At 71.0% G+C, this 24,884-nt stretch carries 23 protein-coding genes; 13 read left to right on the plus strand and 10 right to left on the minus strand.

Going from position 1 to position 24,884, the window contains the following annotated elements; translation table 11 throughout:
- Positions 1 to 83 precede the first annotated feature (83 nt).
- From ACZ5VD_RS00410 to ACZ5VD_RS00440, 7 genes are all read left to right on the plus strand, one after another.
- Complete coding sequence (locus tag ACZ5VD_RS00410; protein WP_468679791.1) at positions 84 to 1,538, plus strand: MFS transporter; 1,455 nt, start codon at positions 84 to 86, stop codon at positions 1,536 to 1,538.
- A gap of 79 nt (positions 1,539 to 1,617) precedes the next feature.
- Positions 1,618 to 1,890, plus strand: coding sequence for a hypothetical protein (locus ACZ5VD_RS00415; protein WP_468552919.1), 273 nt, complete (start codon positions 1,618 to 1,620; stop codon positions 1,888 to 1,890).
- On the plus strand, positions 1,887 to 2,261 hold the full coding sequence (locus ACZ5VD_RS00420; RefSeq protein ID WP_468679793.1) for a type II toxin-antitoxin system death-on-curing family toxin: 375 nt from the start codon (positions 1,887 to 1,889) through the stop codon (positions 2,259 to 2,261). The genes ACZ5VD_RS00415 and ACZ5VD_RS00420 overlap by 4 nt, the downstream gene beginning before the upstream one ends.
- A 137-nt stretch (positions 2,262 to 2,398) precedes the next feature.
- Entirely contained in the window at positions 2,399 to 4,189 is a 1,791-nt protein-coding gene (locus tag ACZ5VD_RS00425; RefSeq protein WP_468552921.1) for a DEAD/DEAH box helicase, read from the plus strand.
- 442 nt (positions 4,190 to 4,631) lie between these two features.
- Complete coding sequence (locus tag ACZ5VD_RS00430; RefSeq protein ID WP_468552922.1) at positions 4,632 to 5,276, plus strand: IclR family transcriptional regulator; 645 nt, start codon at positions 4,632 to 4,634, stop codon at positions 5,274 to 5,276.
- A 303-nt stretch (positions 5,277 to 5,579) separates the two neighbouring features.
- Positions 5,580 to 6,824: a GNAT family N-acetyltransferase gene (locus tag ACZ5VD_RS00435; protein WP_468552923.1), complete on the plus strand. Its 1,245-nt coding sequence runs from the start codon at positions 5,580 to 5,582 to the stop codon at positions 6,822 to 6,824.
- A 429-nt stretch (positions 6,825 to 7,253) separates the two neighbouring features.
- Entirely contained in the window at positions 7,254 to 8,045 is a 792-nt protein-coding gene (locus ACZ5VD_RS00440; RefSeq protein WP_468679795.1) for a YlbL family protein, read from the plus strand.
- 102 nt (positions 8,046 to 8,147) lie between these two features.
- Here ACZ5VD_RS00440 and ACZ5VD_RS00445 read toward each other — a convergent pair whose 3' ends face one another.
- The 7 genes from ACZ5VD_RS00445 to ACZ5VD_RS00475 all read right to left on the minus strand — a co-directional run bounded on the left by ACZ5VD_RS00445 (position 8,148) and on the right by ACZ5VD_RS00475 (position 13,329).
- Positions 8,148 to 8,336, minus strand: a complete 189-nt coding sequence (locus ACZ5VD_RS00445) for a hypothetical protein (RefSeq protein WP_468552925.1) — start codon at positions 8,334 to 8,336, stop codon at positions 8,148 to 8,150.
- 13 nt (positions 8,337 to 8,349) lie between these two features.
- Positions 8,350 to 9,018 (minus strand): ArsR/SmtB family transcription factor, encoded by a 669-nt coding sequence (locus ACZ5VD_RS00450; RefSeq protein WP_468679797.1) that lies wholly within the window; start codon positions 9,016 to 9,018, stop codon positions 8,350 to 8,352.
- 127 nt (positions 9,019 to 9,145) lie between these two features.
- The gene (locus tag ACZ5VD_RS00455; RefSeq protein ID WP_468679799.1) at positions 9,146 to 10,111 is read right to left on the minus strand and encodes a glycine betaine ABC transporter substrate-binding protein; all 966 of its coding nucleotides are present in this window, start codon (positions 10,109 to 10,111) and stop codon (positions 9,146 to 9,148) included.
- Entirely contained in the window at positions 10,108 to 10,950 is an 843-nt protein-coding gene (locus ACZ5VD_RS00460; RefSeq protein WP_468679801.1) for an ABC transporter permease, read from the minus strand. Before ACZ5VD_RS00460 ends, ACZ5VD_RS00455 begins: the two co-directional genes overlap by 4 nt.
- Positions 10,947 to 12,185, minus strand: a complete 1,239-nt coding sequence (locus ACZ5VD_RS00465) for a betaine/proline/choline family ABC transporter ATP-binding protein (protein ID WP_468552927.1) — start codon at positions 12,183 to 12,185, stop codon at positions 10,947 to 10,949. The genes ACZ5VD_RS00460 and ACZ5VD_RS00465 overlap by 4 nt, the downstream gene beginning before the upstream one ends.
- Positions 12,178 to 12,825 carry an ABC transporter permease gene (locus ACZ5VD_RS00470; protein WP_468552928.1) on the minus strand — a complete coding sequence of 216 codons (648 nt, stop codon included), beginning with the start codon at positions 12,823 to 12,825 and terminating at the stop codon, positions 12,178 to 12,180. The genes ACZ5VD_RS00465 and ACZ5VD_RS00470 overlap by 8 nt, the downstream gene beginning before the upstream one ends.
- Positions 12,826 to 12,831: 6 nt before the next feature.
- Positions 12,832 to 13,329 carry an Lrp/AsnC family transcriptional regulator gene (locus ACZ5VD_RS00475; RefSeq protein WP_468552929.1) on the minus strand — a complete coding sequence of 166 codons (498 nt, stop codon included), beginning with the start codon at positions 13,327 to 13,329 and terminating at the stop codon, positions 12,832 to 12,834.
- Positions 13,330 to 13,453: 124 nt separating this feature from the next.
- Here ACZ5VD_RS00475 and hppD point away from each other — a divergent pair, with 124 nt between their 5' ends.
- Positions 13,454 to 14,599 carry a 4-hydroxyphenylpyruvate dioxygenase gene (hppD, locus tag ACZ5VD_RS00480; protein WP_468552930.1) on the plus strand — a complete coding sequence of 382 codons (1,146 nt, stop codon included), beginning with the start codon at positions 13,454 to 13,456 and terminating at the stop codon, positions 14,597 to 14,599.
- Between the two features lie 41 nt (positions 14,600 to 14,640).
- A complete protein-coding gene (locus ACZ5VD_RS00485) occupies positions 14,641 to 15,498 on the plus strand; it encodes a phage baseplate protein (protein WP_468679803.1) in 858 nt (285 codons plus the stop codon).
- A 4-nt stretch (positions 15,499 to 15,502) separates the two neighbouring features.
- Here the strand turns inward: ACZ5VD_RS00485 and ACZ5VD_RS00490 are convergent, their stop codons facing one another.
- Positions 15,503 to 16,954, minus strand: coding sequence for a tetratricopeptide repeat protein (locus ACZ5VD_RS00490; RefSeq protein WP_468679804.1), 1,452 nt, complete (start codon positions 16,952 to 16,954; stop codon positions 15,503 to 15,505).
- A 92-nt stretch (positions 16,955 to 17,046) separates the two neighbouring features.
- Here ACZ5VD_RS00490 and ACZ5VD_RS00495 point away from each other — a divergent pair, with 92 nt between their 5' ends.
- Positions 17,047 to 18,453 (plus strand): FAD-binding oxidoreductase, encoded by a 1,407-nt coding sequence (locus tag ACZ5VD_RS00495; RefSeq protein ID WP_468552933.1) that lies wholly within the window; start codon positions 17,047 to 17,049, stop codon positions 18,451 to 18,453.
- Positions 18,454 to 18,538: 85 nt separating this feature from the next.
- Here the strand turns inward: ACZ5VD_RS00495 and ACZ5VD_RS00500 are convergent, their stop codons facing one another.
- Complete coding sequence (locus ACZ5VD_RS00500) at positions 18,539 to 19,021, minus strand: SsgA family sporulation/cell division regulator (protein ID WP_468552934.1); 483 nt, start codon at positions 19,019 to 19,021, stop codon at positions 18,539 to 18,541.
- Between the two features lie 263 nt (positions 19,022 to 19,284).
- Here ACZ5VD_RS00500 and ACZ5VD_RS00505 point away from each other — a divergent pair, with 263 nt between their 5' ends.
- The gene (locus ACZ5VD_RS00505; protein WP_468679806.1) at positions 19,285 to 20,940 is read left to right on the plus strand and encodes an RDD family protein; all 1,656 of its coding nucleotides are present in this window, start codon (positions 19,285 to 19,287) and stop codon (positions 20,938 to 20,940) included.
- Positions 20,941 to 21,037: 97 nt separating this feature from the next.
- The gene (locus tag ACZ5VD_RS00510) at positions 21,038 to 21,727 is read left to right on the plus strand and encodes an RDD family protein (protein ID WP_468552936.1); all 690 of its coding nucleotides are present in this window, start codon (positions 21,038 to 21,040) and stop codon (positions 21,725 to 21,727) included.
- Between the two features lie 39 nt (positions 21,728 to 21,766).
- Here the strand turns inward: ACZ5VD_RS00510 and ACZ5VD_RS00515 are convergent, their stop codons facing one another.
- Entirely contained in the window at positions 21,767 to 22,075 is a 309-nt protein-coding gene (locus ACZ5VD_RS00515; RefSeq protein ID WP_468679808.1) for a hypothetical protein, read from the minus strand.
- A 335-nt stretch (positions 22,076 to 22,410) separates the two neighbouring features.
- On the opposite strand from ACZ5VD_RS00515, the gene ACZ5VD_RS00520 reads away from it, so the two are divergent.
- Positions 22,411 to 24,765 carry an immune inhibitor A domain-containing protein gene (locus ACZ5VD_RS00520; RefSeq protein WP_468679810.1) on the plus strand — a complete coding sequence of 785 codons (2,355 nt, stop codon included), beginning with the start codon at positions 22,411 to 22,413 and terminating at the stop codon, positions 24,763 to 24,765.
- Positions 24,766 to 24,884: the final 119 nt, after the last annotated feature.

Below are 24,884 nucleotides of genomic sequence, written 5' to 3' on the forward strand. Positions count from 1 at the left end.
GGGTGGTCGTACGACCAAGGTCTCGGGTCCGGCCCTTCCTCTGACAGGGGTCACCGTGGGTCTTGGGCCTTACGCTGGCGGTCATGAGCGTTCTGGAGCCGCGGGATGACGCCGGCGTGGAGACCACCGCTGACCTGGCCGCCGTCGAGGAGGCCGTGCTGGGGCGGTCGTATCGGGCGCTCAGTGCGGGGATCGTGTCCGTCGTGCTGCTCATCGCGTTCGAGGCGACCGCCGTGGGGACGGCGATGCCGGTCGCGGCGCGGGAACTGGACGGGGTGTCCCTGTACGCGTTCGCGTTCTCGGGGTACTTCACGACCTCCCTGTTCGGGATGGTGCTGTCCGGGCAGTGGTCGGACCGGCGGGGGCCGCTCGGCCCGTTGACCGCCGGGATCGGGGCCTTCGCGGCGGGGCTGGTGTTGTCCGGGACCGCCGGTGTGATGTGGATGTTCATCCTCGGGCGGGCCGTGCAGGGACTCGGGGGCGGGCTGGTGATCGTTGCCCTGTACGTCGTGGTGGGGCGGGCCTACCCCGAGCGGTTGCGGCCGGGGATCATGGCGGCTTTCGCGGCGGCCTGGGTCGTGCCGTCGATCGTCGGGCCGCTCGCCTCGGGGGCGGTGACCGAGCATCTCGGGTGGCGGTGGGTGTTCCTCGGGATTCCCGTGCTGGTGGTCTTCCCGCTGGCGCTCGCGCTGCCGCAGATACGGCGACGGGCGTCCGGGGCGGTCGAGGGCGGTGCGGGGGGTGGCTCGCTCGACAGGCGGCGCATCCGGCTCGCCCTCGGGATCTCGATCGGGGCCGGGCTGCTCCAGTACGCCGCGCAGGATCTGCGGTGGCTGTCGATCCTGCCGGGTGCGGTGGGCGTGGCGCTGCTGGTGCCCGCCGCGCTGGGGCTGCTGCCGCGCGGTACCTGGCGCGCGGCGCGCGGGCTGCCGTCCGTGGTGCTGCTGCGCGGGGTCGCCGCGGGGTCCTTCATCGCCGCCGAGTCCTTCGTGCCGCTGATGCTGGTCACCCAGCGGGGGCTGTCCCCGACGCTCGCCGGGTTCTCGCTCGCGGCGGGCGGCGGGACGTGGGCGCTGGGGTCGTGGGTGCAGTCCAGGCCGCGCGTGGAGCCGTACCGGGAACGGCTGATGACGGTGGGGATGGTGCTGGTCGCCGCCGCGATCGCCGCCGCGCCGAGTGTGCTGATCCCGTCCGTACCCGCCTGGATCGTCGCCGTCGCCTGGGCGTTCGGGTGCCTGGGGATGGGGCTGGTGATCTCCTCCACCAGCGTGCTGCTGCTCCACCTCTCCGCCCCGAAGGAGGCCGGTACGAACTCCGCCGCCCTCCAGATCTCCGACGGGCTGTCCAACGTCATCCTGCTGGCGACGGGCGGCGCCGCGTTCGCCGCGCTGGGCGGCGGCACCGTCAGCCACGCGGCCACGGGGGCCTCCGGCTCCCATCCGGCCGCGTTCGTCGCGGTGTTCCTGCCGATGGCGGGGGTGGCGTTGGTGGGGGCATGGGTGACGACACGGATCCGAGTGGGGGAGCGGGAGCGGTGAGGCGGGTGCCGGGCGGGTGTGGTGGGGCCGGGGCGTAAAACGGTCGTGGCCCCGTGATCGCTGCAACTAGCCTCCCCCCATGCGCGAGTCCATAGACGAGTCCATGCACGAACCCATGCACGAACCCGCTGATGAGCCCCCGCGCGAGCCCCCGCACCACCTCGCCCTCCGCCTCGACCCCTCCGACGGCCAGGCCCTCGACGACCTCGCCGACGCGTGCGGGTGTCTCCCGGAGGACCTCGCGCGGGAGGCCGTGCGCCGGTATCTGGAGGAAGAGGCCCGGCGGGTGCGTCTGGCCGGGGAGCGGCTTGCCTCGGCGCACGCCGACTTGCTGAGGAGGCTCGGGGAATGACACGTCATCTCACCGTCGCGGAGGTCACCGCGCTCGCCGAGGTCGCCTTCGGCGGGCGGGCTCCCGAGGTCAGGGAGGCCGGGCTGCTGGCGTCGGCCGTGCACCGGCCGCGGGCTCGGATGTGCGGTACGGCGGCCTACGAGGACGTGCACGAGCAGGCCGCCGCCCTGCTGCACGGCATCGCCGCCAACCATCCCCTCGTCGACGGCAACAAGCGCACCGCCTGGCTGGCCGCCGCGACCTTCCTCGCGGTCAACGGTGTCGATCTCGCCGACGTCGATCAGGATCTGGCGTACGCGCTGGTCATCGATGTGGCGTCCGGGGCGGAGGGGGACGTGGGAGTGATCGCGGGACGGCTGCGGGGGCTGTGACGTGGGTCCCAACCGCGGGCGACCCGGGCTGGTGTGCACGGTGACACGGTGGGGGCGCCGGTAGGGTGGCCCGGTTGTCATACGTAGCAGAGCAGCCCTGCCAGTCCGCTGAGCCGCCCGACCCTCGTACGGAGACCGTGACTACCACCGCCGCCTCCTCCCACCACCTTTCCCCCGCCTTCCCCGGCCGCGCCCCCTGGGGCACCGCCAGCAAGCTGCGCGCCTGGCAGGAGGGCGCGATGGAGAAGTATCTCCAGGAGCAGCCGCGTGACTTCCTCGCCGTCGCGACACCCGGCGCCGGGAAGACGACGTTCGCGCTGACGCTCGCGTCCTGGCTGCTGCACCACCATGTGGTGCAGCAGGTGACCGTCGTCGCGCCGACCGAGCATCTGAAGAAGCAGTGGGCGGAAGCGGCGGCGCGGATAGGGATCAAGCTCGATCCCGAGTACAGCGCGGGGCCGCTCGGGAAGGACTACCAGGGCATCGCGGTGACGTACGCGGGTGTGGGCGTGCGCCACATGCTGCACCGCAACCGGGTCGAGCAGCGCAAGACCCTCGTCATCCTCGACGAGATCCACCACGCCGGCGACAGCAAGTCGTGGGGCGAGGCGTGTCTGGAGGCCTTCGAGCCGGCCACGCGGCGGCTCGCGCTCACCGGTACGCCCTTCCGGTCCGACACCAACCCCATCCCCTTCGTCGCGTACGAAGAGGGGAACGACGGGATCCGGCGGTCCGCCGCCGACTACACGTACGGCTACGGCTCCGCCCTCTCCGACGGGGTCGTCCGGCCGGTCATCTTCATGAGCTACAGCGGCAACATGCGGTGGCGGACCAAGGCCGGCGACGAGATCGCCGCCCGGCTCGGCGAACCCATGACCAAGGACGCCATCAGCCAGGCCTGGCGTACGGCCCTGGACCCGCGCGGCGAGTGGATGCCCAGCGTGCTGCGCGCCGCCGACCGGCGGCTGACGGAGGTCAGGAAGGCCATCCCGGACGCCGGAGCGCTCGTCATCGCCTCCGACCAGGAATCCGCCCGCGCCTACGCCAAACTCATCCGCGAGATCACCGGCGACAAGGCGACCCTCGTCCTGTCCGACGACACCGGCGCGTCCAAGCGGATCGACGACTTCAGCGGCAGCAACGACCGCTGGATGGTCGCCGTCCGGATGGTGTCCGAGGGCGTCGACGTGCCGCGGCTGGCGGTCGGGGTGTACGCCACCACCATCTCCACCCCCCTCTTCTTCGCCCAGGCCGTCGGACGTTTCGTACGGTCCCGGCGGCGCGGCGAGACCGCCTCCGTGTTCCTCCCGACCATCCCCGACCTCCTCACCTTCGCCAACGAGATGGAGGTGGAACGGGACCACGCCCTCGACAAGCCGAAGAAGGAGGGCGAGGAGGACCCGTACGCCGAGTCCGAGAAGGAGATGGAGGAGGCGAACAGGGAAGAGGACGAGGACACCGGCGAGCAGGAACAGTTCTCCTTCGAGGCGCTGGAGTCCGAGGCCGTCTTCGACCGGGTGCTGTACGACGGTGCCGAGTTCGGGATGCAGGCCCACCCGGGGAGCGAGGAGGAGCAGGACTACCTCGGTATCCCCGGCCTCCTCGAACCCGATCAGGTGCAGATGCTGCTGCAGAAGCGGCAGGCCCGGCAGATCGCGCACAGCCGCAAGAAGCCGGACGACGAGGCCGACCTGCTCGAACTGCCCGCCGAGCGGCGGCCGGTGGTCTCCCACAAGGAGATGATGGAGCTGCGCAAGCAGCTCAACACGATGGTCTCCGCGTACACCCATCAGAGCGGCAAGCCCCACGGGGTGATCCACACCGAGCTGCGGCGGGTGTGCGGCGGGCCGCCGAGCGCCGAGGCCACGGCCGGACAGCTGCGACAGCGGATCGCCAAGGTGCAGGAGTGGGCCACGCGGATGCGGTGACATCGGACGCCGGCTGTCCGACGCGGGCGTACGCCGGGTCTCCTGTGCAGGCGTACGCCGGGTGTCCGATGCAGGAACACGCCGATGCGTGTGCCGGGGCATCCGCGGAGTCTGTACCGGGGCGTGTGCGCTGCGTGCGGGTGTGGTGCACGCCGGGTGCCGGGCGCCGCACATATACGGACGAAACCCAGTAGTCCGTACCGGTGAGTGACCGGATTCTGGACGTAGCCTTCCGCTCAGCGAACCGCCTTCGCTACTGTCCCGCTACGCACACGCCCCGTGGCAGCGCAGCCGCGGAGCGCAGCCTTGAAGCGACGCGGGTCGGCAACTGGCCGGTCCGCCCGCCGATCGGCGGCCTCTGAAGCGCGTCGCCGACGGGACTCGGTGACGCATCTTTGCCGCGAGGAGGCTGCCGACCTCACCACTTGGAGGAGTGGGCGTCGTGACCGCGGAGACCTCTCAGACGCTCGACCGGGGACTGCGTGTCCTCAAGCTGCTGGCCGATACGGACCACGGGCTGACCGTCACCGAGTTGTCCAACAAACTGGGCGTGAACCGGACCGTGGTGTACCGGTTGCTCGCCACGCTGGAGCAGCACGCCCTCGTACGGCGTGACCTGGGCGGTCGTGCCCGGGTCGGGCTCGGGGTGCTGAGGCTGGGCCGTCAGGTGCACCCACTGGTGCGGGAGGCGGCGTTGCCCGCCCTGCGGTCGCTCGCGGAGGACATCGGGGCGACCGCGCACCTCACGCTGGTGGACGGGGCGGAGGCGTTGGCCGTGGCCGTCGTCGAGCCGACGTGGACGGACTATCACGTGGCCTACCGGGCCGGGTTCCGGCATCCGCTGGACCGGGGGGCCGCCGGGCGGGCGATTCTCGCCGCCCGGCAGCAATCGGTGGTGGACGAGGCCGGGTACACCCTGACGCACGGTGAGTTGGAGGCGGGCGCCAGTGGGGCGGCGGCGCCGTTGATCGGGGTCACGGGGGTGGAGGGCAGTGTCGGTGTGGTGATGCTGGCCGACGCGGTGCCGGAGCGGGTGGGACCGCGGGTCGTCGACGCGGCTCGGGAAGTCGCCGAAGCGTTGCGCTGACCGACCGGACCGACCGGACCGACCGGAGCGACAGGGCTGACCGGGCCGGCCGCACTGACCGGGCTGACAGGGCTGACCGGGCCTTCGTCATCGACGAGTTCGGACTGTTCGGCATCCGCCCTGCCTCCTGTCTCTTGCCTCCGGCTTCCGGGGCCTGTCGGACCTGGTCGGGCCGAGAGCGGGCTGTGCTGTGACCGACCGCGGGCCGAGCCGTAATTCGTTTGACCGGGCCGCTGGTCAACGCTGCACTGTGGCCAGGCATTACGCGTCGTGGTGCCGGTATCAGAGGAGGCAGCGGCAGCGATGGAGATCCGTTCCACGACCGACAAGGATCTCGACGTCTTCGTCGACACCGTCCATGCCGCGTTCGGGCGCTTCCCGGAAACCCCGGTCGAGGGCGGCGGGCTCTGGTGGTCGGCGCTCGAAATGGAGCGCTGTCTGCTCGCCGTGACGCCGGACGGGCGGCCCGTCGGCACCGCCGCCGCGCACCCTTTCGAACTCACCCTGCCCGGCGAGACCCACGTCCCGACCTCCGGGGTGACCGCCGTCGGAGTCCTGCCCTCCCACCGGCGTCAAGGCGTGCTCAGCACCATGATGCGGCACCAGCTCGCCGAGTTCCGGGCCCGAGGAGAGTTCCTCTCCGTGCTGCTGGCCTCCGAGGCCACGATCTACGGCAGGTTCGGCTACGGGCCGGCGACCTACACGCAGCGACTGACGGTGCCGCGCCACCGGGCCGCCCTCGCCGCTCCCCGGGCCCGCACCGTGGCCGGCGCCCCGGCGACCGACTCGGACAACGCCTCGGACAACGGCTCGGTCGAGGTGGTGCGGCGCGCCGAGTGCGGCGAGATCCTGGAAGAGGTCTACGACCGGTATCGCCGCGCCCAGCCCGGTGCGCTGTCCCGGCCCCACCGCTGGTGGGCCCTGCGCGCGGGGCAGCCCCCGATCTCGCCTGCGCCGCGCTACGTCGCCGTCCACCGTGACGCCGACGGCGTCCCGGACGGGTACGCCAGCTACTCGATCGACGACCCCAACACCTTGACCGTCGACGAGACCATCGCCACCGACGACGCCGTCTTCACGGCCCTGGCCCGGTTCGTCCTCGGACACGACCTGGTCGGTCAGGTCGTGTTCCAGCACGTCCCGCCCGAACACCCGCTGCGCAGGCAGCTCGCGGACTTCCGCGCCGGCCAGGTGAGCGAGGACATGGACTGGCTCTGGGTACGGCTCCTCGACATCCCGCGTGCTCTGACCGCACGGGGCTGGTTCGCGGACGGCGAGCTCGTCCTCGATGTCGACGACCCGTTCCTCGGCGAACACGGCCGCTACCTGCTGACCGTCCGGGAGGGCAAGGCCGACTGCGTCCCCACGGACCGGGAGCCCGACCTGTCCCTGGACATACGCGACCTGGGCTCGGTCTACCTCGGCGGCACCGCCCCCAGCACGCTCGTGCGGGCCGGGCACATCCGGGCCCATCACCCGGGCGCGGCCACCCTCGCCGACGCCCTCTTCCGCACCGACCGTCCCCCGCACTGCCTGCACTGGTTCTGACCGCACCTCCGCCGACCCCGCGGGACGACTGCCCCCAGCCGCAGCTGCCCAGCCGCAGTCACCCGGCTGTAGCCACCGCAGCTGGGGGACAGGGCGGGACGGTCGAAGCGGTGGCAGGCCGTTCGGGCGGTGGCGATGGTGACGGTGGTGGTGGGCGATGCCGTCGGGAGTCCGTTCAGGCGGACCAAAGGCGTCGCGCGGCTCAGGTCGCCCAGCGTCTGGGGCTCCGGGCCGGTGGACGGCCACCCGCCGGTCCCGCACACCCCCGGCATCGGCGTCGAACCGCTCCCGGAGACCCTGCGCTGCCTCACCCTCGCGCGGCGAGACCTGTGGGTGGCCCGAGGGGTGCCTGAGAGATGGCCTGCCGGTGGTCCGACCCATGACCCGACCGGCCCTGGCCGGAAGTGACCGTCACGTTAGATTGATCCCGTGCTCTCTCGCCTCACGCGCCCCCGGGCCGTCGCCGTCTGCGCCCTGCCCGTCGTGGCCCTGCTCGCCACAGCCGTCTTCGCGCCGCTGCCGTTCTCGCTGACGCAGCCCGGGATGACGGCGAACGTCCTCGGCGAGAACAAGGGCACCCCGGTGATCACGGTCTCGGGCGCCCCGACCCGGGACACGACCGGACAGCTCCGTATGACGACCATCGAGGCGACCAATCCGGACACCCGGGTCTCGCTCGGTGACGTGCTCGGCGCCTGGTTCGCCACCGACCGTGCGGTCATGCCCCGTGACGCGGTCTACCCGAGCGGCCAGAGCGTCAAGGAGATCGAGAAGCACAACACCGAGCAGATGAAGGACTCCCAGGACGCGGCGACCGAGGCCGCCCTGAACTACCTCGACCTGTCCGGCAAGGACATCAAGGTCACGCTGAAGCTCGCCGACGTGGGCGGCCCCAGTGCCGGTCTGCTCTTCACCCTCGGCATCATCGACAAGCTGGACGGCGCCGCCGCCGGGGGCGATCTCACGGGCGGCTCCACCATCGCGGGCACGGGCACGATCGACGCGGCCGGTGAGGTCGGCGCGGTCGGGGGAGTGGCGCTGAAGACGCAGGCCGCGCAGCGGGACGGGGCGACGGTGTTCCTGGTGCCGAAGGACGAGTGCGCGGACGCGAAGTCCGAACTCCCCAAGGGGCTGCGGCTGATCCCGGTGAGCACGTTGAAGAGCGCGGTGAACGCGCTGACGGCCCTGGAGAGCGGGAAGGGCTCCGTACCGAGCTGCTAGCCCCCAGCCCCAGCGCCAGTCCTGGACCCAGCCCAAGCTCCAGACCTGAACTGGACCTGGACCTGTTGTCCCCACACAGACCAGACCTGCCCCAGGCTCTAACTAGTGGGCCATGGCCGGCTTCGGTGCGGACGCCAGGCGCAGGCCGACCTCGACGAGGGTCCAGCCGACGCGGGTGCGCAGGTCGCGCGAGGGCCTGGCCTCGGTGGCGAGGCGGTGGGCGTCGGCCTGGGCGCGGAGTTCGGCGGCGCGGTACCGGTGCAGGGCGAGGTGCGTCTCGGGATGCGTCATCGGGCGGTTCCTCTCAGTCCGTTGTGCTGTCTGTGGTTGGCGCACTACCGGTGGCCGCGCCGGTGCCGGTCTTCTTCTCCGTGGCGGTGTCCGCTCCGGTACCCGTGGCCATGGGAAACGCGTGCGTGTGCAGCCGTACCGGTGCCGCGTCGGTGTCGTCCTCTGCGGCGGCCCGGTCGCGGAAGGTGTCGATCAACGCGTGCATCCGCTCGATGAGTTCGCGGGTCAGCTCGGGCGTCAGCCGGAGTGTCGCGCTGCTCATGTCCCAGACACGGTTCCACTCCTCGGGCCAGGAGGAGCGGGTGCCGAGCCAGGTCGACAGCTCCTGGGTCTGGGTGGTCGCGACCTCGTGCAGATACATGTCGGCCGCCCCGCGCACGGCCGGGTCGGCGTCCGTGAGCAGTGCGTCGTCGAAGCTCAGTCCCTTGTGGACGGCCTTCCACCAGCGCTCCCGCCCCTTGCCCCGCTCGGGGGCGTCCTCCACGAAGCCGTGTGCGGCGAGCTGGCGCAGGTGGTAGCTGGTGGCACCGCTCGACTCGCCCAGTTTCCCGGCGAGTTGGGACGCGGTGGCCGGACCGCCGAAGCGCAGGGCGTCGAGGAGCTGCATCCGCAGGGGGTGTGCGAGTCCGCGCAGGGAGCGGGCGTCGAGGTTGCGGACCTGGGGGTCCAGGGGCTCGTTCATGCGTCCAAAGATAGCGTTGCAAAGCTATCTTTGCAACGGAGTCTTTGTAACTTGCCTTTCCTGCCGAGCGTGCCGGGCATGCCGGGCACTCATCCCAGTCACTCACCCCGGGCGCTCGCCCAGGCACTCACCCCTCCTTGACGAACCCCTCCTTCTTCAGCCAGTCCAGCGCCACCTGATGCGCGTCCTCCCCGTCCACGTCCACCTTCGCGTTCAGCTCCTGCGCCACCGCGTTGTCCAGCTTCTTCGTGATCGGGTCGAGGACCTCCGCGATGGCCGGCCACTTCTTCAGGGCCTTCGTGTTGATCACGGGGGCCGCGTTGTAGTTGGGGAAGAACTTCTTGTCGTCCCGCATCACCACGAGGTTCATGGACTTGATGCGCCCGTCGGTGGTGAAGACCTCGCCGTAGGTGCAACTGCCCTTCGCGGCCTGGGTGTAGATGATCCCGGTGTCCATCTGCGTGATGTTCTTCGCCGGGATGTCCATGCCGTAGGCCTTCTCCATGCCCGGCAGCCCGTCCGCCCGGTTGGCGAACTCGCTCTCCACGCACAGCGTCACCGCGCCCGGGTCCTTCTTGGACAGTGCGGCGACCTCGGAGAGGGTCTTCGTGCCGTACTTCTTGGAGTGGGCCTGGTTCATCGCCAGCGCGTAGGTGTTGTTGAGGGAGGCCGGGGGCAGCCAGGTCAGGCCGTTCTTCCGGTCGGCGTCGCGCACCGCCCGCCACTGGTCCAGCGGGTCGGGGATGGGCTCGCTGTTGCCGAGGTAGGTGATCCAGGCGGTGCCCGTGTACTCGTACATGCCGTCCGCGTCACCGGACTTGACCGCCTCGCGGGCGCCGACGGAACCCTGGATGCCGGTGCGGTCGAGTACGTCCGCGCCGGCCGCCTCGAAGGCGATACCCATGATCGCGCCGAGGATGAGCTGCTCGGTGAACTCCTTGGACGTCACGGTGAGATCGGCGCCGTCGAGCGGCAGCCCCTTGCCGATCGAGCCCGGCTTCACGTCGTCGACGATCGGGGAGCCGCTGGTCAGCCCACAGGCGCTGGCCGACACCAGCACCCCGGCCAACAGCAGACACGTACGCCGCCTCATGATCCCGACTCCAACCCGCTTGGCCGCAGCAGCAGTTCGGCCAGCGAGGCCAACCAGTCCACCAGCAGGGCGAGGGCGACCGTGAGGATCGAGCCCAGCACCAGCACCGGCATCCGCTGGTTGGTGATGCCGGTCGTGATCAGTACGCCGAGGCCGCCGCCCCCGCCGAAGGTCGCCAGGGTCGCCGTACCGACGTTCAGGACGAGCGCGGTACGGACGCCGGCCAGGATCAGCGGGACGGCCAGCGGCAGTTCCACCTTTCCGAGGACCCCCAGCGGGGACATGCCGATACCGCGCGCCGCCTCCAGGAGCGTCGGGTCGTTCGCCTCCAGGCCGGCGATGGTGTTCGACAGCACCGGGAGGACGGCGTAGATGATGATGCCGATCAGGGCGGCATTCATGCCGGTGCCGAGCCAGATGACCAGCAGGGCGAGCAGACCGATCGCCGGGGTCGCCTGGCCGGTGTTGGCGAAGGTCATCGCCACCGGGGTCGCCTTGCGGAACGCGGTGCGGGTCAGCAGGATGCCCAGCGGGATCGCGATGATCAGCACGAAGAACGTGGAGATCGCCGTGAGTTCGATGTGCTGCCACAACGCCTTCGACACCTGGCCGCCGGAGAGCGCGTTCTCGGAGATCGAGTCGAGGTCCGCCTGCCGGAACCACAGCCAGGTCGCCAGCAGCACGGCGACCAGGACGGCGGGCAGGACGGTCAGCTTCTGCCAGGTGATACGCGGCTTCAGGGAGTCCGGCGCCGGCGGCGGGCCTTCGGCCTGCTCGCCCAGCTCCTCCCCGTCGTCCCGGTCCTTCACGTCCCGCTCGTCCGACTCGGGGGTGTTCACGCCTTGTTCCCCCCTCCGGCGCCCTCCTGCTCGGCATGCGTCCGGGTGGCCCGCAGCTCCTCCAGGTCGTGCTGGTGCTCCATCGCCTCCAGGCGGTCCGCCTCCAGCAGTTCCTGCACGGAGTTCATCAGCGTCTCCATGTCGACCACGCCGGTGTACTCGCCGCGCCGCCCGGTGACCACGACCCGCCCGGAGCTGTCGGTGAGCACCGCCTCCAGCGCGTCCCGCAGGGTGGCGTCCCGGGTCACCGTGTCGTGCACCAGCGTCCCGGCGCGGGCCAGCGAGCCCTTGGCACGCATCAGGTCGCCGCGCCTGAGCCACTTGTAGGGGCGGCCCCGCTTGTCGAGCAGCAGGATCTCGTTCGTGCCGCTGGAGCGGAGCCGGTTGAAGATCTCCTGGAGCGGGTCGTCCACGGTCACCGTCGGGTAGTCGGTGATCTCCACGTTCCGTACGCGGGTGAGGTTGAGCCGCTTGAGGGCCGCCCCCGCCCCGACGAACCCCGACACGAAGTCGTCCGCCGGGTTGGTGAGGATCGCCTCCGGGGTGTCGAACTGGGCGATGTGCGAGCGTTCGCGCAGGACGGCGATCCGGTCACCGAGCTTGATCGCCTCGTCGAAGTCGTGGGTGACGAAGACGATCGTCTTGTGCAGTTCGTGCTGGAGCCGGATCAGCTCGTCCTGGAGGTGGTCGCGGGTGATCGGGTCGACCGCGCCGAACGGCTCGTCCATCAGCAGCACCGGAGGATCGGCGGCCAGCGCCCGCGCCACGCCCACGCGCTGCTGCTGGCCGCCGGAGAGCTGGCGCGGATAGCGGCCGTGGAACTCCCCGGGGTCGAGGCCGACCAGGTCGAGCATCTCCTCGATCCGGTTCCGGATCCGGGTCTTGGGCCAGCCGATCATCTTCGGGACGAGCGCGATGTTCTGCGCGACCGTCATGTGCGGGAACAGCCCGCTCGACTGGATCGCGTACCCGACCTTCCGGCGCAGCTTCACCGGATCCATGTGGGTGACGTCCTCGCCGTCGATGCGGATCCGGCCGCCGGTCGGCTCGATCAGCCGGTTGATCATCTTGAGCGTCGTGGACTTCCCGCAGCCGGACGGACCGACGAAGACGACCAGCTCGCCCGCCTTGATCTCCATGGTGACGTTGTCCACGGCCGGCTGCGGACTGCCCGGATACCGCTTGGTGAGGTTCTCCAACTCGATGGAGGCACCGGAGGTCGCTGTCTCAGGCACGGATCCCCCTGGGAATGGTCAGCCGTCCGATCAGGACGTACACGGCGTCGAACAGCAGGGCCAGCACGATGATCCCGAGGGTGCCCGCGAGCACCTGGTTGAGCGCGTTCTTGCTGCCCAGGGAGGCCAGGCCCTGGAAGATCACGTTGCCGAGGCCGGGACCGGAGGCGTAGGCGGCGATCGCCGCGATCCCCATCAGCATCTGCGTCGAGACCCGGATCCCGGTCAGGATCGGCGGCCACGCGAGCGGCAGCTCGACCCGCACCAGCCGCATCACCCTGGACATCCCGATGCCCGTCGCCGCGTCCACCAGCGAGGGATCGACGCCGCGCAGCCCCACGATGGAGTTGCGCACGATCGGCAGCAGTCCGTAGAGCGTCAGCGCGATCACCGTGGGCGGGACGCCCAGGCCGACGACCGGGATGAGCAGACCGATCATCGCGAGGGAGGGGATGGTGAGGATGGTGGAGGTGCTGATCGTCGCGAGGTTGCCCGCCCACTCGCTCCGATAGGTCACGACCCCGATCAGCACGCCGATCAGCGTCGCCACGACCATGCACTGGAAGACGGCACTCGCGTGCTGGTAGGCGTCCGCCAGCAGTTGCTGGTGGCGGTTGCCCAGGTACTCCCAGAAGTTCACGGACGCTCACCCCAGGTTCGGTCGCCAGGTGTTCTCCGGGTCCTCCGCCGCCTGCTCCACCAACGGGATGATCCGCAGCGGAACGGGGTTCTCCATCACGATCGCGGTGGCGGCCCGGACGATCCCATCAAAACCGACAACCAGGTCGATGACCCGCTGGAGATCGGCGTTCGAGCGCGCCACCAGCCGGCACAGCATGTCCCCGCTGCCGGTGGTGGTGTGCAGCTCCAGCACCTCCGGCACGGTCGCCAAGTGCGCCCGTACGTCGGTCCCTTGCCCCTGTCGGATCTCCAGCGTGGCGAACGCGGTCACCGGGTAGCCGAGGGCCGCCGGGTCCACCTGCGGACCGAATCCGCGGATGACGCCATTCGACTGAAGCCGGTCCAGCCGCGCCTGCACCGTGCCCCGGGCGACCCCCAGCCGCCGGGACATCTCCAGCACCCCGATCCGCGGCTCCCGCGCCAGCAGCACGATGATCCGCCCGTCCAGATGATCGATCGCCATACCCGGACCTCCACGGTGGTCATCCTGTACAGAAAGGCCGCCGAGGCCGCCGTACGACTGCACATATTGTCCAGCAGTTACGCGAACTATTGCGCACCTTGCGAGGTGGGACCAGGCTTCCCACATGACCCAGACCACACACCACACTCCCGACACCGCCCGGCAGGCCGATCCCTTCCCGGTCAAGGGAATGGACGCGGTCGTCTTCGCCGTGGGCAACGCCAAACAGGCCGCGCACTACTACTCCACGGCCTTCGGCATGAAACTGGTCGCCTACTCCGGACCGGAGAACGGCAGCCGCGAGACCGCGAGCTACGTCCTCACCAACGGCTCCGCCCGCTTCGTCCTCACCTCCGTCATCCGGCCCGCCACCCCCTGGGGCCACTTCCTCGCCCAGCACGTGGCCGAGCACGGCGACGGCGTGATCGACCTCGCCCTGGAGGTCCCCGACGCGCGCGCCGCGTACGCCTACGCCATCGAGCACGGCGCCCGCCCGGTCACCGAGCCGCACGAGGTGAAGGACGAGCACGGCACGGTCGTCCTCGCCGCCGTCGCCACCTACGGCGAGACCCGCCACACCCTGGTCGAGCGCACGGACTACGACGGCCCGTACCTCCCCGGCTTCGAGAAGGCCGCGCCCCTCGTCGAACCCCCGGCCCACCGCACCTTCCAGGCCATCGACCACTGCGTCGGCAACGTCGAACTCGGCCGCATGAACGAGTGGGTCGGCTTCTACAACAAGGTCATGGGCTTCACGAACATGAAGGAGTTCGTGGGCGACGACATCGCCACCGAGTACAGCGCGCTGATGTCGAAGGTCGTCGCGGACGGCACCCTCAAGGTCAAGTTCCCGATCAACGAGCCCGCCCTCGCCAAGAAGAAGTCCCAGATCGACGAGTACCTGGAGTTCTACGGCGGCGCCGGCGTCCAGCACATCGCCCTCAACACCAACGACATCGTCGAGACGGTACGGACCATGCGCGCGGCCGGTGTCCGCTTCCTCGACACCCCCGACTCGTACTACGACACCCTCGGCGAGTGGGTCGGCGACACCCGCGTCCCCGTCGAGACGCTGCGCGAGCTGAAGATCCTGGCGGACCGCGACGAGGACGGCTACCTTCTGCAGATCTTCACCAAGCCCGTCCAGGACCGCCCGACCGTCTTCTTCGAACTCATCGAGAGGCACGGTTCGATGGGCTTCGGCAAGGGCAATTTCAAGGCGCTCTTCGAAGCGATCGAGCGTGAGCAGGAGAAGCGGGGCAACCTGTAGGCCGACAGGGGCTGAACTCCCGCCGGCACAACGGGGGAACCGTGGACGAACGCATCGACCTGGCCACGCCGGCCGTCCGCTGGCTGTGGAAGAAGGCGACCCTGCGGGAGTCCACGGTCCTGCAGTCCTTCGCCTTCGACGAGACCCACCGGCACCTCTACGCCCTCCAGGTCCGGCGGGGCGGCGCCGACGCCGGCAACCTGTGCCTGACCCGGCTCGACTACGACGGCGACGACCTCGGCCACATGTACCTGCACGGCTTCGGACACGGCGTCAGCCTGGGCATCCAGAACGCCGCCGACGGCCAGGTCTGGATCTGGACCGAGGCCGACTCCCAGGGCGGCTACGGCCAGGGCGTCACCCGCTTCCGCTTCGCCGACGGCGCCGTCCGCACCCGCGAGGACGTCAGGATCCGCAAGCCGATCCCCGGGTCCACCAACAACCAGCCCTCGGTCTGCGAGGCCTCGAACCGCATCGCCGTCCGCTACCGCACCGCCGGCCGCCCCCGCTACCGCGTCTGGGACCTCGACGCCTTCACCGCCCGCGACTACGACCACCCGGTCGCCGACCTCCCCCAGTCCGGCGCGCACCCCGACCCCTCGATCCCCTTCCAGGGCTACGCCCTGTACGGCGACCACCTCTACCAACTCGCGGGCACGGCCTACGACGACACCACCAACCCGCCCGCCGGGCACGGCAACACGTACCTCTCCTGCCTCGACATCCGCACCGGCGCGCTGGTCCAGCGGCGGCGCACGGGCGCCGGCCACTCGCTCGACTTCCGCGAACCCGAGGGCATCGCGATCCGCCGCCGACCCCAACCGTGGCTGTGCGTGGGGCTGGCCTCCGGGACGGTGGGGGCCCGCAGGTTCTCGGTCTTCTACAAGCCCCGGAGCTGAGCCCCTACCGCTCCCGCCCCCCGGCCTTCGCGTCCATCGCCGGCACCTCCTCCACCGGCAGCTCCTCCACCGACGGCTCGCCCAGTTCCGCCAACGCCGCCCGGGCCTCCCGCACCCGGACCGGCGAGAAGTACGGGTTGATCCGCAGCGCCTCCTCCAGATGCCGTCGCGCCGGCCCGTACCGCTCCAACTCCCGCTCGATCATGCCCCGGTGGTACGCGAACAGCGCGCTGCGCACCCCGCCGCCCCTCGCCCTGTCCGTCGCCCGCACGGCGAAACCCAGCGCCTCCTCGTGCTCCCCGGCCCGGTGCAGCGCCCAGCCCAGCGCGTCGGCCACCGCGATCCCCGGCTGCCGGGCCCACTCGGTCCGCAACCGCCGTACCGCCGACCGGGGTTCACCGTGGTCCGCCTCGAACTGCCCCAGCACCAGCTCCTCGTCGGCCCCGCCCACGGCCGCGCCGCGCACCCGCTCCCGCAGCAGGTCGTACTGCACCCGCGCGGCCTGCCCCAGGCCCAGCGACTCGTACAACTCACCCAGTTCCAGCGCGTATTGGGGGCAGGGCTGCTTGGCGAGGGCCACCCGGTAGGCGTTCAGCGCCTCCGTCGTGCGGCCCAGCGCGGCCAGGGCCCGCCCCTGACCGGCCTGCGCGGCCCGCTGGTCGGGGTCGACGCGCACCGCCTCCTGGAAGTGCCGCAGCGCGTCCTCACGGTCGCCGCGCTCCCAGGCCAGCTGCCCGGCCCGCTCCAGATACGCGGCCCGCTCGGCCGGCGCCTCGGCGCCCGCCGCCGCGTCCGCGAGCTGCGCGGCGGCGTCCTCCCGCCACCCCCGGTCGCGGTACACCCCCGCGGCCCGCGCCATCACGGCCGGCCCCGACCGCAGCTCCAGCAGCCGTTCGAGGGCGGCGTGGGCCGCCTTGTAGTCGCCGAGGCCGGTGTAGGCGTCGATGAGCGGCGGATACGTCGTCCACCGCTCGGGCCGCAGTTTCCGGGCCGCCTCCGCCCAGGTGCGCGCCGCCCGGAAGTCCCGGCGCGCGTTCGCGAGGCCGGCCAGACCGCCGAGTGCCCGGACGTTGCCCTTCGCCTCCACACCGAGCGAGGTCCGCAGCGCCTTCTCGGCCCTCGGGTAGTACCCGGCGTCCGCGGTCCGCCGCCCCTGCTCCACATACGCCGACCCGAGCACCGCCCACGACCGCGCGTCCCGTGGATGCGCCCGCAGCCGGGTCTCCCGCTGCCCGATCAGCACCGCCAGATCGGGCAGCGAGGCCGGCACCCCCGCGGTCACCGCCGTCAGCGCCTGCGCCCCCGGGGCCGGCGCGGGAGCCCGGGGCGCCGTCCGCTCCCAGGGCAGCAGCACGAGCACCCCGCCGAGCACGGCACACCCGGCGACGGAGGCGATCAGCACCCGCCTGCCCCGGGGCTTCGGGGCCCGCGCGGGAGCCTCCTCTTGGTTCTCCATGGCGTTCACTGTGCGTCAATACGACGACCACACCCCGGCATGCGGCGGCTGCCGTACACGGGGTTCACACCGATGGCCCCCGGTGCCAAGCTGTGATCATGAGCCGTATCGAAGCGCCGCGTGACCACACGACCGGCACCCTCTTCGACCGTCTCCTCGACGGTCTGCCCGCCGAGGCCGTCCTCACCGATCCGGGCGTCACGGCCTCCTACGCCAACGACATGGCCAGCTTCTGCCCAGCCGGCGCCCCCGCGGTCGTCGTCCTGCCGCGCACGGTGGAACAGGTCCGGCACGTCATGCGCACCGCCACCGAACTGCGTGTCCCGGTCGTCCCGCAGGGCGCCCGCACGGGCCTGTCGGGCGCGGCCAACGCCTCCGACGGCTGCATCGTGCTGTCCCTGACGAAGATGGACAGGATCCTGGAGATCAACCCGGTCGACCGCATCGCCGTGGTCGAACCGGGCGTCATCAACGCGACGCTCTCCCGCGCGGTCAACGAACACGGCCTCTACTACCCGCCGGACCCCTCCAGCTGGGAGATGTGCACGATCGGCGGCAACATCGGCACCGCCTCCGGCGGGCTGTGCTGCGTGAAGTACGGGGTGACGGCGGAGTACGTCCTCGGACTGGACGTCGTCCTCGCCGACGGCCGCCTCATGTCCACCGGCCGCCGCACCGCCAAGGGCGTCGCCGGATACGACCTCACCCGCCTCTTCGTCGGCTCCGAGGGCTCGCTCGGCATCGTCGTACGGGCGATCCTCGCGCTCCGGCCGCAGCCGCCCCGACAGCTGGTGCTGGCCGCCGAGTTCGCGTCCGGGGCCGCCGCCTGCGACGCGGTGTGCCGGATCATGGAGGGCGGCCACGTCCCGTCCCTCCTCGAACTGATGGACCGTACGACGGTCAAGGCCGTCAACGACCTCGCGAACATGGGCCTCCCGGAGAGCACGGAGGCGCTGCTGCTGGCCGCCTTCGACACCCCGGACCCCGCCTCCGACCTCGCCGCCCTCGGCGCGCTGTGTGAGGCCGCGGGCGCCACCCAGGTGGTGCCGGCCGACGACGCGGCCGAGTCCGAACTCCTCCTCCAGGCGCGCCGGTTGTCCCTCACCGCGCTCGAAGCGGTCAAGGGCACCACGATGATCGACGACGTGTGCGTGCCCCGCTCGCGGCTCGCCGAGATGCTCGAAGGGACCGAGCGGATCGCGGAGAAGTACCGGCTCACCATCGGCGTCGTCGCGCACGCCGGCGACGGCAACACCCACCCGACCGTCTGCTTCGACGCCCAGGACCCCGACGAGTCCCGGCGCGCCCGCGAGTCCTTCGACGAGATCATGGCCCTCGGCCTGGAACTAGGCGGCACCATCACCGGCGAGCACGGCGTGGGCGTCCTGAAGAAGGAGTGGCTGGCCCGCGAGATCGGCCCGGTGGGAGTGGAGATGCAGCGGGCGGTCAAGGCGGCCTTCGACCCGCTGGGCATCCTGAACCCGGGCAAGCTGTTCTGACCCGTCCGGGGCCCGTCGCGAAAGCCGGCCCCCGGCCCTTCGCCGCCCGGCCCCTCACTCCCCGTCCCTTCGCTCCCCGGCCTTCTCACTCCCCGTCCTTGGACTCGTCCGACGGCCACGGGTCGCGCAGCCACAGGTCGTCGTGACAGCCGGGGGTCGGGGCGAGCAGCTCGGCGAGGCCGTCGTCGATGCCGAGCTGCTCGACCTCGGAGCCCGGGGGGACCACCCGCAGGGTCCGCTCCAGCCAGGCCGACACCTGCGCCGCCGGGGCCTCCAGCAGGGCGTCCCCGTCGGGGGAGCTGAGCGCCATCAGCACGACACCGCGGCCCGCGACCTTCGTCGGCCACACCCGCACGTCCCCGTGCCCGCACGGCCGGAACACCCCCTCCACGAGGAGTTCACGGGCGAACGTCCAGCTCACGGGGTGGTCGGAGCCGATGTGGAAGGTGACGTGGACCGCGTACGGGTCGTCGGACCGGTAACCGAGCAGGGCCGGGACCGGGATGCTGCGCTCGGGCGACAGGATGAGTTTGAGCTCCAGCTCCCGCTCCACCACGGTGGCGTGCATGTCGTACGTCCTCTCTCGCGACTTTCGTCAGGGCCCTGCGGTGGGCCCGTACGAGTGGAGAGCGGGGAGGGGCCCGAAGCATTACGCGGGTTCGAGGAACTTTTTCCGCGGGCCCGCGGCCGGGCCGTAGCAGGACGTGAGAAGTCCGTGGAAGAGGTTGCCCGGAAAGGCGTGGGTAACGCGGGACTGGCAGTGCCGGTTGCGCCGGTCTGATAGATGTGGAGACCCCCATTCGACCCCCGAGCAGATACGGGACGACGGACATGAGCGCCCCAACCCCGGCCCCTGGCGACGACAGGCCCCGTGACGGGTACTACCCGGACCCGTCCATTCCTGGATATGTCCGGTACTGGAACGGTGCCGCCTGGGTTCCGGGCACCAGCCGCCCGGCCCCCGCGGACGGCGCGCCGCTCGCCCCGCCGACCGGCTCCCCGCCCGCGGACGGCCCGGCTCCGGTCGAGGAGACGGGCCCGCACTTCTTCGACGAGGACCCGGTCGACGCGTCCGGCGCCCAGCACGGCAGCCGGCCCGAGCCCGCGTCCGCCTGGGGCGCCGACCGTTCGCACCAGGCGGGCTTCGGCGGCGACCAGGACCGCCGGGTCTCCTGGGGTTCCCCGCAGGCTCCCCAGGGCGCCCAGGGGGCCCCGCAAGGCGCTCCGCAGGGTGCCCAGCGGAACCCAGGTGCCCCGCAGGGCCAGGGCGCCCCGCAGGGCCAGGGCGCCGATCCTCGGCTGCCGCACACCGGCGGCGGGTCCGGTGACGGCCCCGCCCGGCCCGACGGCCGCTCCTCACGGACGGACGGCACGGCGACGATCCCGCCGACCGAGCCGGAGGGGGGCGGCGCCGACTCCGGCAACACCTTCGTCTTCCGCCGTCCCACGGCCGGGTCCGCGGCGCCGGAGGCCACCGGACCGGCGGGCGGCGCCGGCATCCCGGGCCCCGCGGGACCCCGGTCCGACGACGGCACCATGACCTTCCGCGCGCTCTCCCCGCGCACGGGACAGCAGCACGGGGCGGCCGGGGCGCAGCGGGGGAGCACGGGCTCGGCGGCCGGGGCCGGCGCGGAGGCGGCGGGCCTCCGTCCGCAGCCCGCACCGGGCGGCCCCGGCTTCGGCGCCGGGAAGGCGGCCGCGGCCGCCTCGGGAGCGGCCCAGGGCGCCGCACCGGCAGCCGCGCAGAGTGCTGCCCCCACCGCCCTCTCCGGCCCGCAGCAGCCGAGCGTGCCCCAGCAGTCCGGCGCACCCCAGCAGCAGGCCGCACCCCAGCAGGCCGCCGCCTCCGGCACCCCGATGGCGAGCGGTTCCGGTGGCGGCCAGCCCTCCTGGGCGCAGCAGGTGCACCGGCTCGCGGGCGGGCCCGACGAGGAGCAGCCGGTCACGCCCTGGAAGCCGCCGGTGGAGGACATCTTCCAGGCCGCCGCCCGGCGTCAGTCGGAGGCCCGTCCGGCGGGCCTCGGCAAGCGGCTGGCCGCCCGTCTGGTGGACACCCTGGTCCTCGGGGCCGTCACCGCCGGGGCCGCCGTACCGCTCGGCACCAAGGCGATCGACCACGTCAACGAGAAGATCGACGCGGCCAAGCTGTCCGGCGAGACCGTGACGGTCTGGCTGCTCGACGGCACGACCTCCGTCTATCTCGGCATCGTCCTCGCCGTCCTGCTCGTCGTCGGTGTCCTCTACGAGGCGCTGCCCACCGCGAAGTGGGGCCGCACCCTCGGCAAGAAGCTGTTCGGCCTGGAGGTGCGGGACATCGAGGGCCACCAGCCGCCGTCCTTCGGGGGCGCCCTGCGCCGCTGGCTGGTCTACAGCGTGCCGGGCCTGCTCGGCATCGGTGTGGTGGGCGTCGCCTGGTGCCTGTTCGACCGGCCGTGGCGCCAGTGCTGGCACGACAAGGCGGCCCACACGTTCGTGGCGGCGGCCTGACGCCTGGACGCCGTACGGCAGCGGTCGTACACGATTCGGTAGCCCGGACGGCCGCTCGCCGGATGCGGATCGGGAGGGTTCGCGGTCCACTCGGGCCATGAGCAGCGAACCGCCTCCCGGCTCCGGTCAGCAGCCACCGGAAGACGACCCGTTCAGGAAGCAGCCCCCGCCAGGCGAGGGCTCGGGATCGCCGTACGGCGATCAGCCGCCGCAGGGCAGCCCGCCGCCGCCCCCACCGGGCAGCCCGTACGGCGGAGGAGACCCCTACGGCGGTGGGGCCCCGGGTGGCGGTGCCCCCTACGGCGGCGGTGCCGGTTACCCCGGTGATCCGCTGTCCGGCATGCCGCCACTCGCCGAGAGCGGCCGGCGCACGCTCGCCAGGATCATCGACATGATCCTGGTGGGCATCGTCGTCGGCCTGCTCACCTGGGCGTTCGGCGTCAACGAGTACAACGTGGACGGCGACGACATGGAGTACGGCAAGTCGCTCGGCCAGTCCCTGGTCGCCGCCCTGCTCTACATCGGCTACGACACCTTCATGATCACCAAGTCCGGGCAGACGCTCGGCAAGAAGTGGCTGGGCATGCGGGTGGCCAACCTGGACAACGGGTCCACGCCGTCCGTGCAGAGCACGCTGATCCGCTCCGCGGTGCTGTGGATCCCGTTCGCCTTCTGCTGCGCCTGCATCTGGACCGCGATCTCGGGCGGCTGGAGCTTCTTCGACAAGCCCTACAAGCAGGGTCTGCACGACAAGGCGGCAAAGACGGTGGTGGTCAGCACCCGCTGACCACCACCGGACGTACGGAGTCTCTTCGTTCCAGGTTCTTCAGGACGCAGCGCGCTCGTGCACGGGCTGCTCGGCCGCCATCGAGGCGACCGAGGCCGGCACGGGCGCCTGTGTCGTCTCCGTTCGTGCGGCGGGGTGGTGCACCGCGACCAGCCGGGGCTTGGGCATCGGCACGGTCATCGCCACCAGCACTCCCAGAGCGAGCGCCGAGAAGGCGATGACCGCGATCCCCACGCCCGAACTCGTCTGTGACAGCAGCAGCATGGCTAGCGTCGAGAAGACCACGGTGCACGAACCGTAGGCGAGCTGTGCGGCCGTCGGGCGAGGCGTGACAGTCGGACGAGGCATGGCAATCGTGTCCTCGGAAGTGGGGGTACACGGGGGAGTCGGCCTGGCTTTCCGCCGATTTCCGGGCGATCCGCCAACCGACTCTAATCGGCTGCATGCCCGAGCGGAACGAACGGTAAGCGTGACCTGACCAACAGTGCCGGAGCACGGGGGGCGCACGGAGTCATGACGTCCAGGAAGTGGACGGGCCCGCGCGCCTGTTCGGGCCAACGTCATGTGTCCGCAATGTGAACTCGACCTCCGCATAATGCAATTGGCGTGCCCAAGTCAAGATCTTTCTTTTCTCTCCATCCTTTAGTCAAATACCGACACTTGACTACACTGGAGAGACGTAAGTGACCAGTAGACCCTGGCAGTTCAGAGCAGCCGCGACCGTGGTGGCACTCGCGGCGGCCACCGCCACCTTCTCCACGTTCGCGGTGGCACAGGCCGACTCGGCCGCAGCCCCCGCCCCCGCCCCCGCCTCCGTCGACGGGCACGACCCGCAACCGGCGAAGAGCAGGGAACACGACCTCGACGGCCCTCTGTCCAAGACGCAGGCGGCGCAGCGTCAAGAGGCACTCGACCAGGTCATATCCGGAGCCGCCAAGGTCAAGGACCGCGACGGCTCGAAGGTCGTCGCACTCAAGGGCTCCAAGGGCAAGGACAAGTACGTCGAGCTCGGCCGCGAGAAGACCGACAAGATCTTCACGATCCTCGTCGAGTTCGGCGAGGAGATCGACAGCCGCTACGGTGGCACCGTCGGCCCGCTGCACAACGAGATAGCCAAGCCCGACCGCAGGAAGAACAACAGCACGGCCTGGCAGGCGGACTACGACCAGGAGCACTTCCAGAAGCTGTACTTCGGCACCGGCAAGAAGACCGAGTCGCTCAAGAAGTACTACGAGAAGCAGTCCTCGGGCCGCTACTCGGTCGAGGGTGAGGTCACCGACTGGGTCAAGGTCCCCTACAACGAGGCCCGTTACGGCTCCAACGACGCCGCCACCGGCGCCTGGTACGCCGTCCAGGACGGTGTCAACGCCTGGGTCGCCGAGCGTGAGGCGGCCGGCGCCACGGCCGCCGAGATCAAGGCGGAACTCGCCGAGTTCGACCAGTGGGACCGCTACGACTACGACGGCGACGGCGACTTCAACGAGTCCGACGGCTACATCGACCACTTCCAGATCGTGCACGCCGGTGAGGACGAGTCCGCCGGCGGCGGCGCCCAGGGCGCGGACGCGATCTGGGCCCACCGCTGGTACGCCTTCGGCACCGACGCCGGCTCCACCGGCCCGGACACCAACAGGCTCGGCGGCGCCGAGATCGGCGACAGCGGCATCTGGGTCGGCGACTACACCATCCAGCCGGAGAACGGCGGACTCGGCGTCTACGCCCACGAGTACGGCCACGACCTCGGCCTGCCCGACGAGTACGACACCTCCGGCGGCGGCGAGAACTCCACCGGCTTCTGGACCCTGATGTCGTCCGGTTCCTGGCTCGGCACCGGCAAGGACTCCATCGGCGACCTCCCCGGCGACATGAACGCCTGGGACAAGCTGCAACTGGGCTGGCTCGACTACGACGTGGCCAAGGCCGGCGTCAAGTCCCGCCACACCCTGGGCGTCGCGGAGTACAACACCAGGAACCCGCAGGCCCTCATCGTCGAACTGCCCGACCGAAAGGTCACCAACGAGGTGGTCACGCCCGCCGAGGGTGCCACCCAGTGGTGGAGCGGCAGCGGCGACGACCTGCGCAACACCCTGGCCCGCACGGTCGACCTGACCGGGAAGTCGGCGGCGGCCCTGACCCTCGACGGCTGGTGGGACATCGAGGCCGACTTCGACTACCTCTACACCGAGGTCTCCACCGACGGCGCGAACTGGACGCCGATCGACGGCACTCTGGCCGACGGCACCGCCATCCCGCGCGACGGCAGCGACAAGCCCGCCCTCACCGGCACGGTGGACGCCTACCAGAAGCTGACGTTCCCGCTGGACGCCTACGCGGGCCAGAAGGTCGACCTCCGCTTCCGCTACGCCACCGACGGCGGCGTGGCCCAGAAGGGCTTCGCGGCCGACGGGATCACGGTGACCGCCGACGGCGCGACCCTGTTCTCCGACAACGCGGAGACGGCGGACGCCGCCTGGACGTCGAACGGCTTCACCCGCATCGGCGCCTCGATCACGGACGACTACCCGCAGTACTACATCGCCGAGAACCGCCAGTACGTGTCGTACGACAAGACCCTCAAGGTCGGCCCGTACAACTACGGCTTCTCGACGACCCGTCCGGACTGGGTGGAGCACTACGCCTACCAGAACGGCCTGTTGATCTGGAAGTGGGACACCTCCCAGGCCGACGACAACACCAGCCAGCACCCCGGTGAGGGTCTGATCCTGCCGATCGACTCCCACCCGACCCCGCTCAAGTGGTCCGACGGCACGCTGATGCGCAACCGCATCCAGGCCTTCGACTCGACCTTCAGCCAGTACCGGACGGACGCGATCAAGCTCCACAACGCGGACGTCGCGACGAAGATCAAGTCGCGTCCCGGTGTCCCGGTCTTCGACGACGGCACCTCGACGTACTACGACGCGTCGACCCCGCTCGCCGGTGTCAAGGTCACTGACACCAACACCCGGATAAAGATCACCAAGGAACCGAAGAACGGCTCGACGATCACCCTACAAGTCGGACCGTCAGTGAATTAGTCGATGTTTTAGCAGGTCAGAGCATGATCGGCGGTGACCCCCTGGCGGGTCGCCGCCGATCGTGTTTAGGTGCGTCCTGTGGCTGCCTTATTGACACTGATGGTGACGTCGACTCGCAC

This window comes from Streptomyces sp. NPDC032822, from assembly GCF_055578825.1.

What these genes read in the sequence shown, in the direction of transcription:
- ACZ5VD_RS00410 (WP_468679791.1), top strand. Translation starts at nt 84, where the DNA reads ATGAGCGTTCTGGAGCCGCGGGATGACGCCGGCGTGGAGACCACCGCT.
- ACZ5VD_RS00415 (WP_468552919.1), top strand. Translation starts at nt 1,618, where the DNA reads ATGCGCGAGTCCATAGACGAGTCCATGCACGAACCCATGCACGAACCC.
- ACZ5VD_RS00420 (WP_468679793.1), top strand. Translation starts at nt 1,887, where the DNA reads ATGACACGTCATCTCACCGTCGCGGAGGTCACCGCGCTCGCCGAGGTC.
- ACZ5VD_RS00435 (WP_468552923.1), top strand. Translation starts at nt 5,580, where the DNA reads ATGGAGATCCGTTCCACGACCGACAAGGATCTCGACGTCTTCGTCGAC.
- ACZ5VD_RS00445 (WP_468552925.1), bottom strand. Translation starts at nt 8,336, where the DNA reads ATGACGCATCCCGAGACGCACCTCGCCCTGCACCGGTACCGCGCCGCC.
- ACZ5VD_RS00450 (WP_468679797.1), bottom strand. Translation starts at nt 9,018, where the DNA reads ATGAACGAGCCCCTGGACCCCCAGGTCCGCAACCTCGACGCCCGCTCC.
- ACZ5VD_RS00455 (WP_468679799.1), bottom strand. Translation starts at nt 10,111, where the DNA reads ATGAGGCGGCGTACGTGTCTGCTGTTGGCCGGGGTGCTGGTGTCGGCC.
- ACZ5VD_RS00475 (WP_468552929.1), bottom strand. Translation starts at nt 13,329, where the DNA reads ATGGCGATCGATCATCTGGACGGGCGGATCATCGTGCTGCTGGCGCGG.
- hppD (WP_468552930.1), top strand. Translation starts at nt 13,454, where the DNA reads ATGACCCAGACCACACACCACACTCCCGACACCGCCCGGCAGGCCGAT.
- ACZ5VD_RS00490 (WP_468679804.1), bottom strand. Translation starts at nt 16,954, where the DNA reads ATGGAGAACCAAGAGGAGGCTCCCGCGCGGGCCCCGAAGCCCCGGGGC.
- ACZ5VD_RS00500 (WP_468552934.1), bottom strand. Translation starts at nt 19,021, where the DNA reads ATGCACGCCACCGTGGTGGAGCGGGAGCTGGAGCTCAAACTCATCCTG.
- ACZ5VD_RS00505 (WP_468679806.1), top strand. Translation starts at nt 19,285, where the DNA reads ATGAGCGCCCCAACCCCGGCCCCTGGCGACGACAGGCCCCGTGACGGG.
- ACZ5VD_RS00510 (WP_468552936.1), top strand. Translation starts at nt 21,038, where the DNA reads ATGAGCAGCGAACCGCCTCCCGGCTCCGGTCAGCAGCCACCGGAAGAC.
- ACZ5VD_RS00515 (WP_468679808.1), bottom strand. Translation starts at nt 22,075, where the DNA reads ATGCCTCGTCCGACTGTCACGCCTCGCCCGACGGCCGCACAGCTCGCC.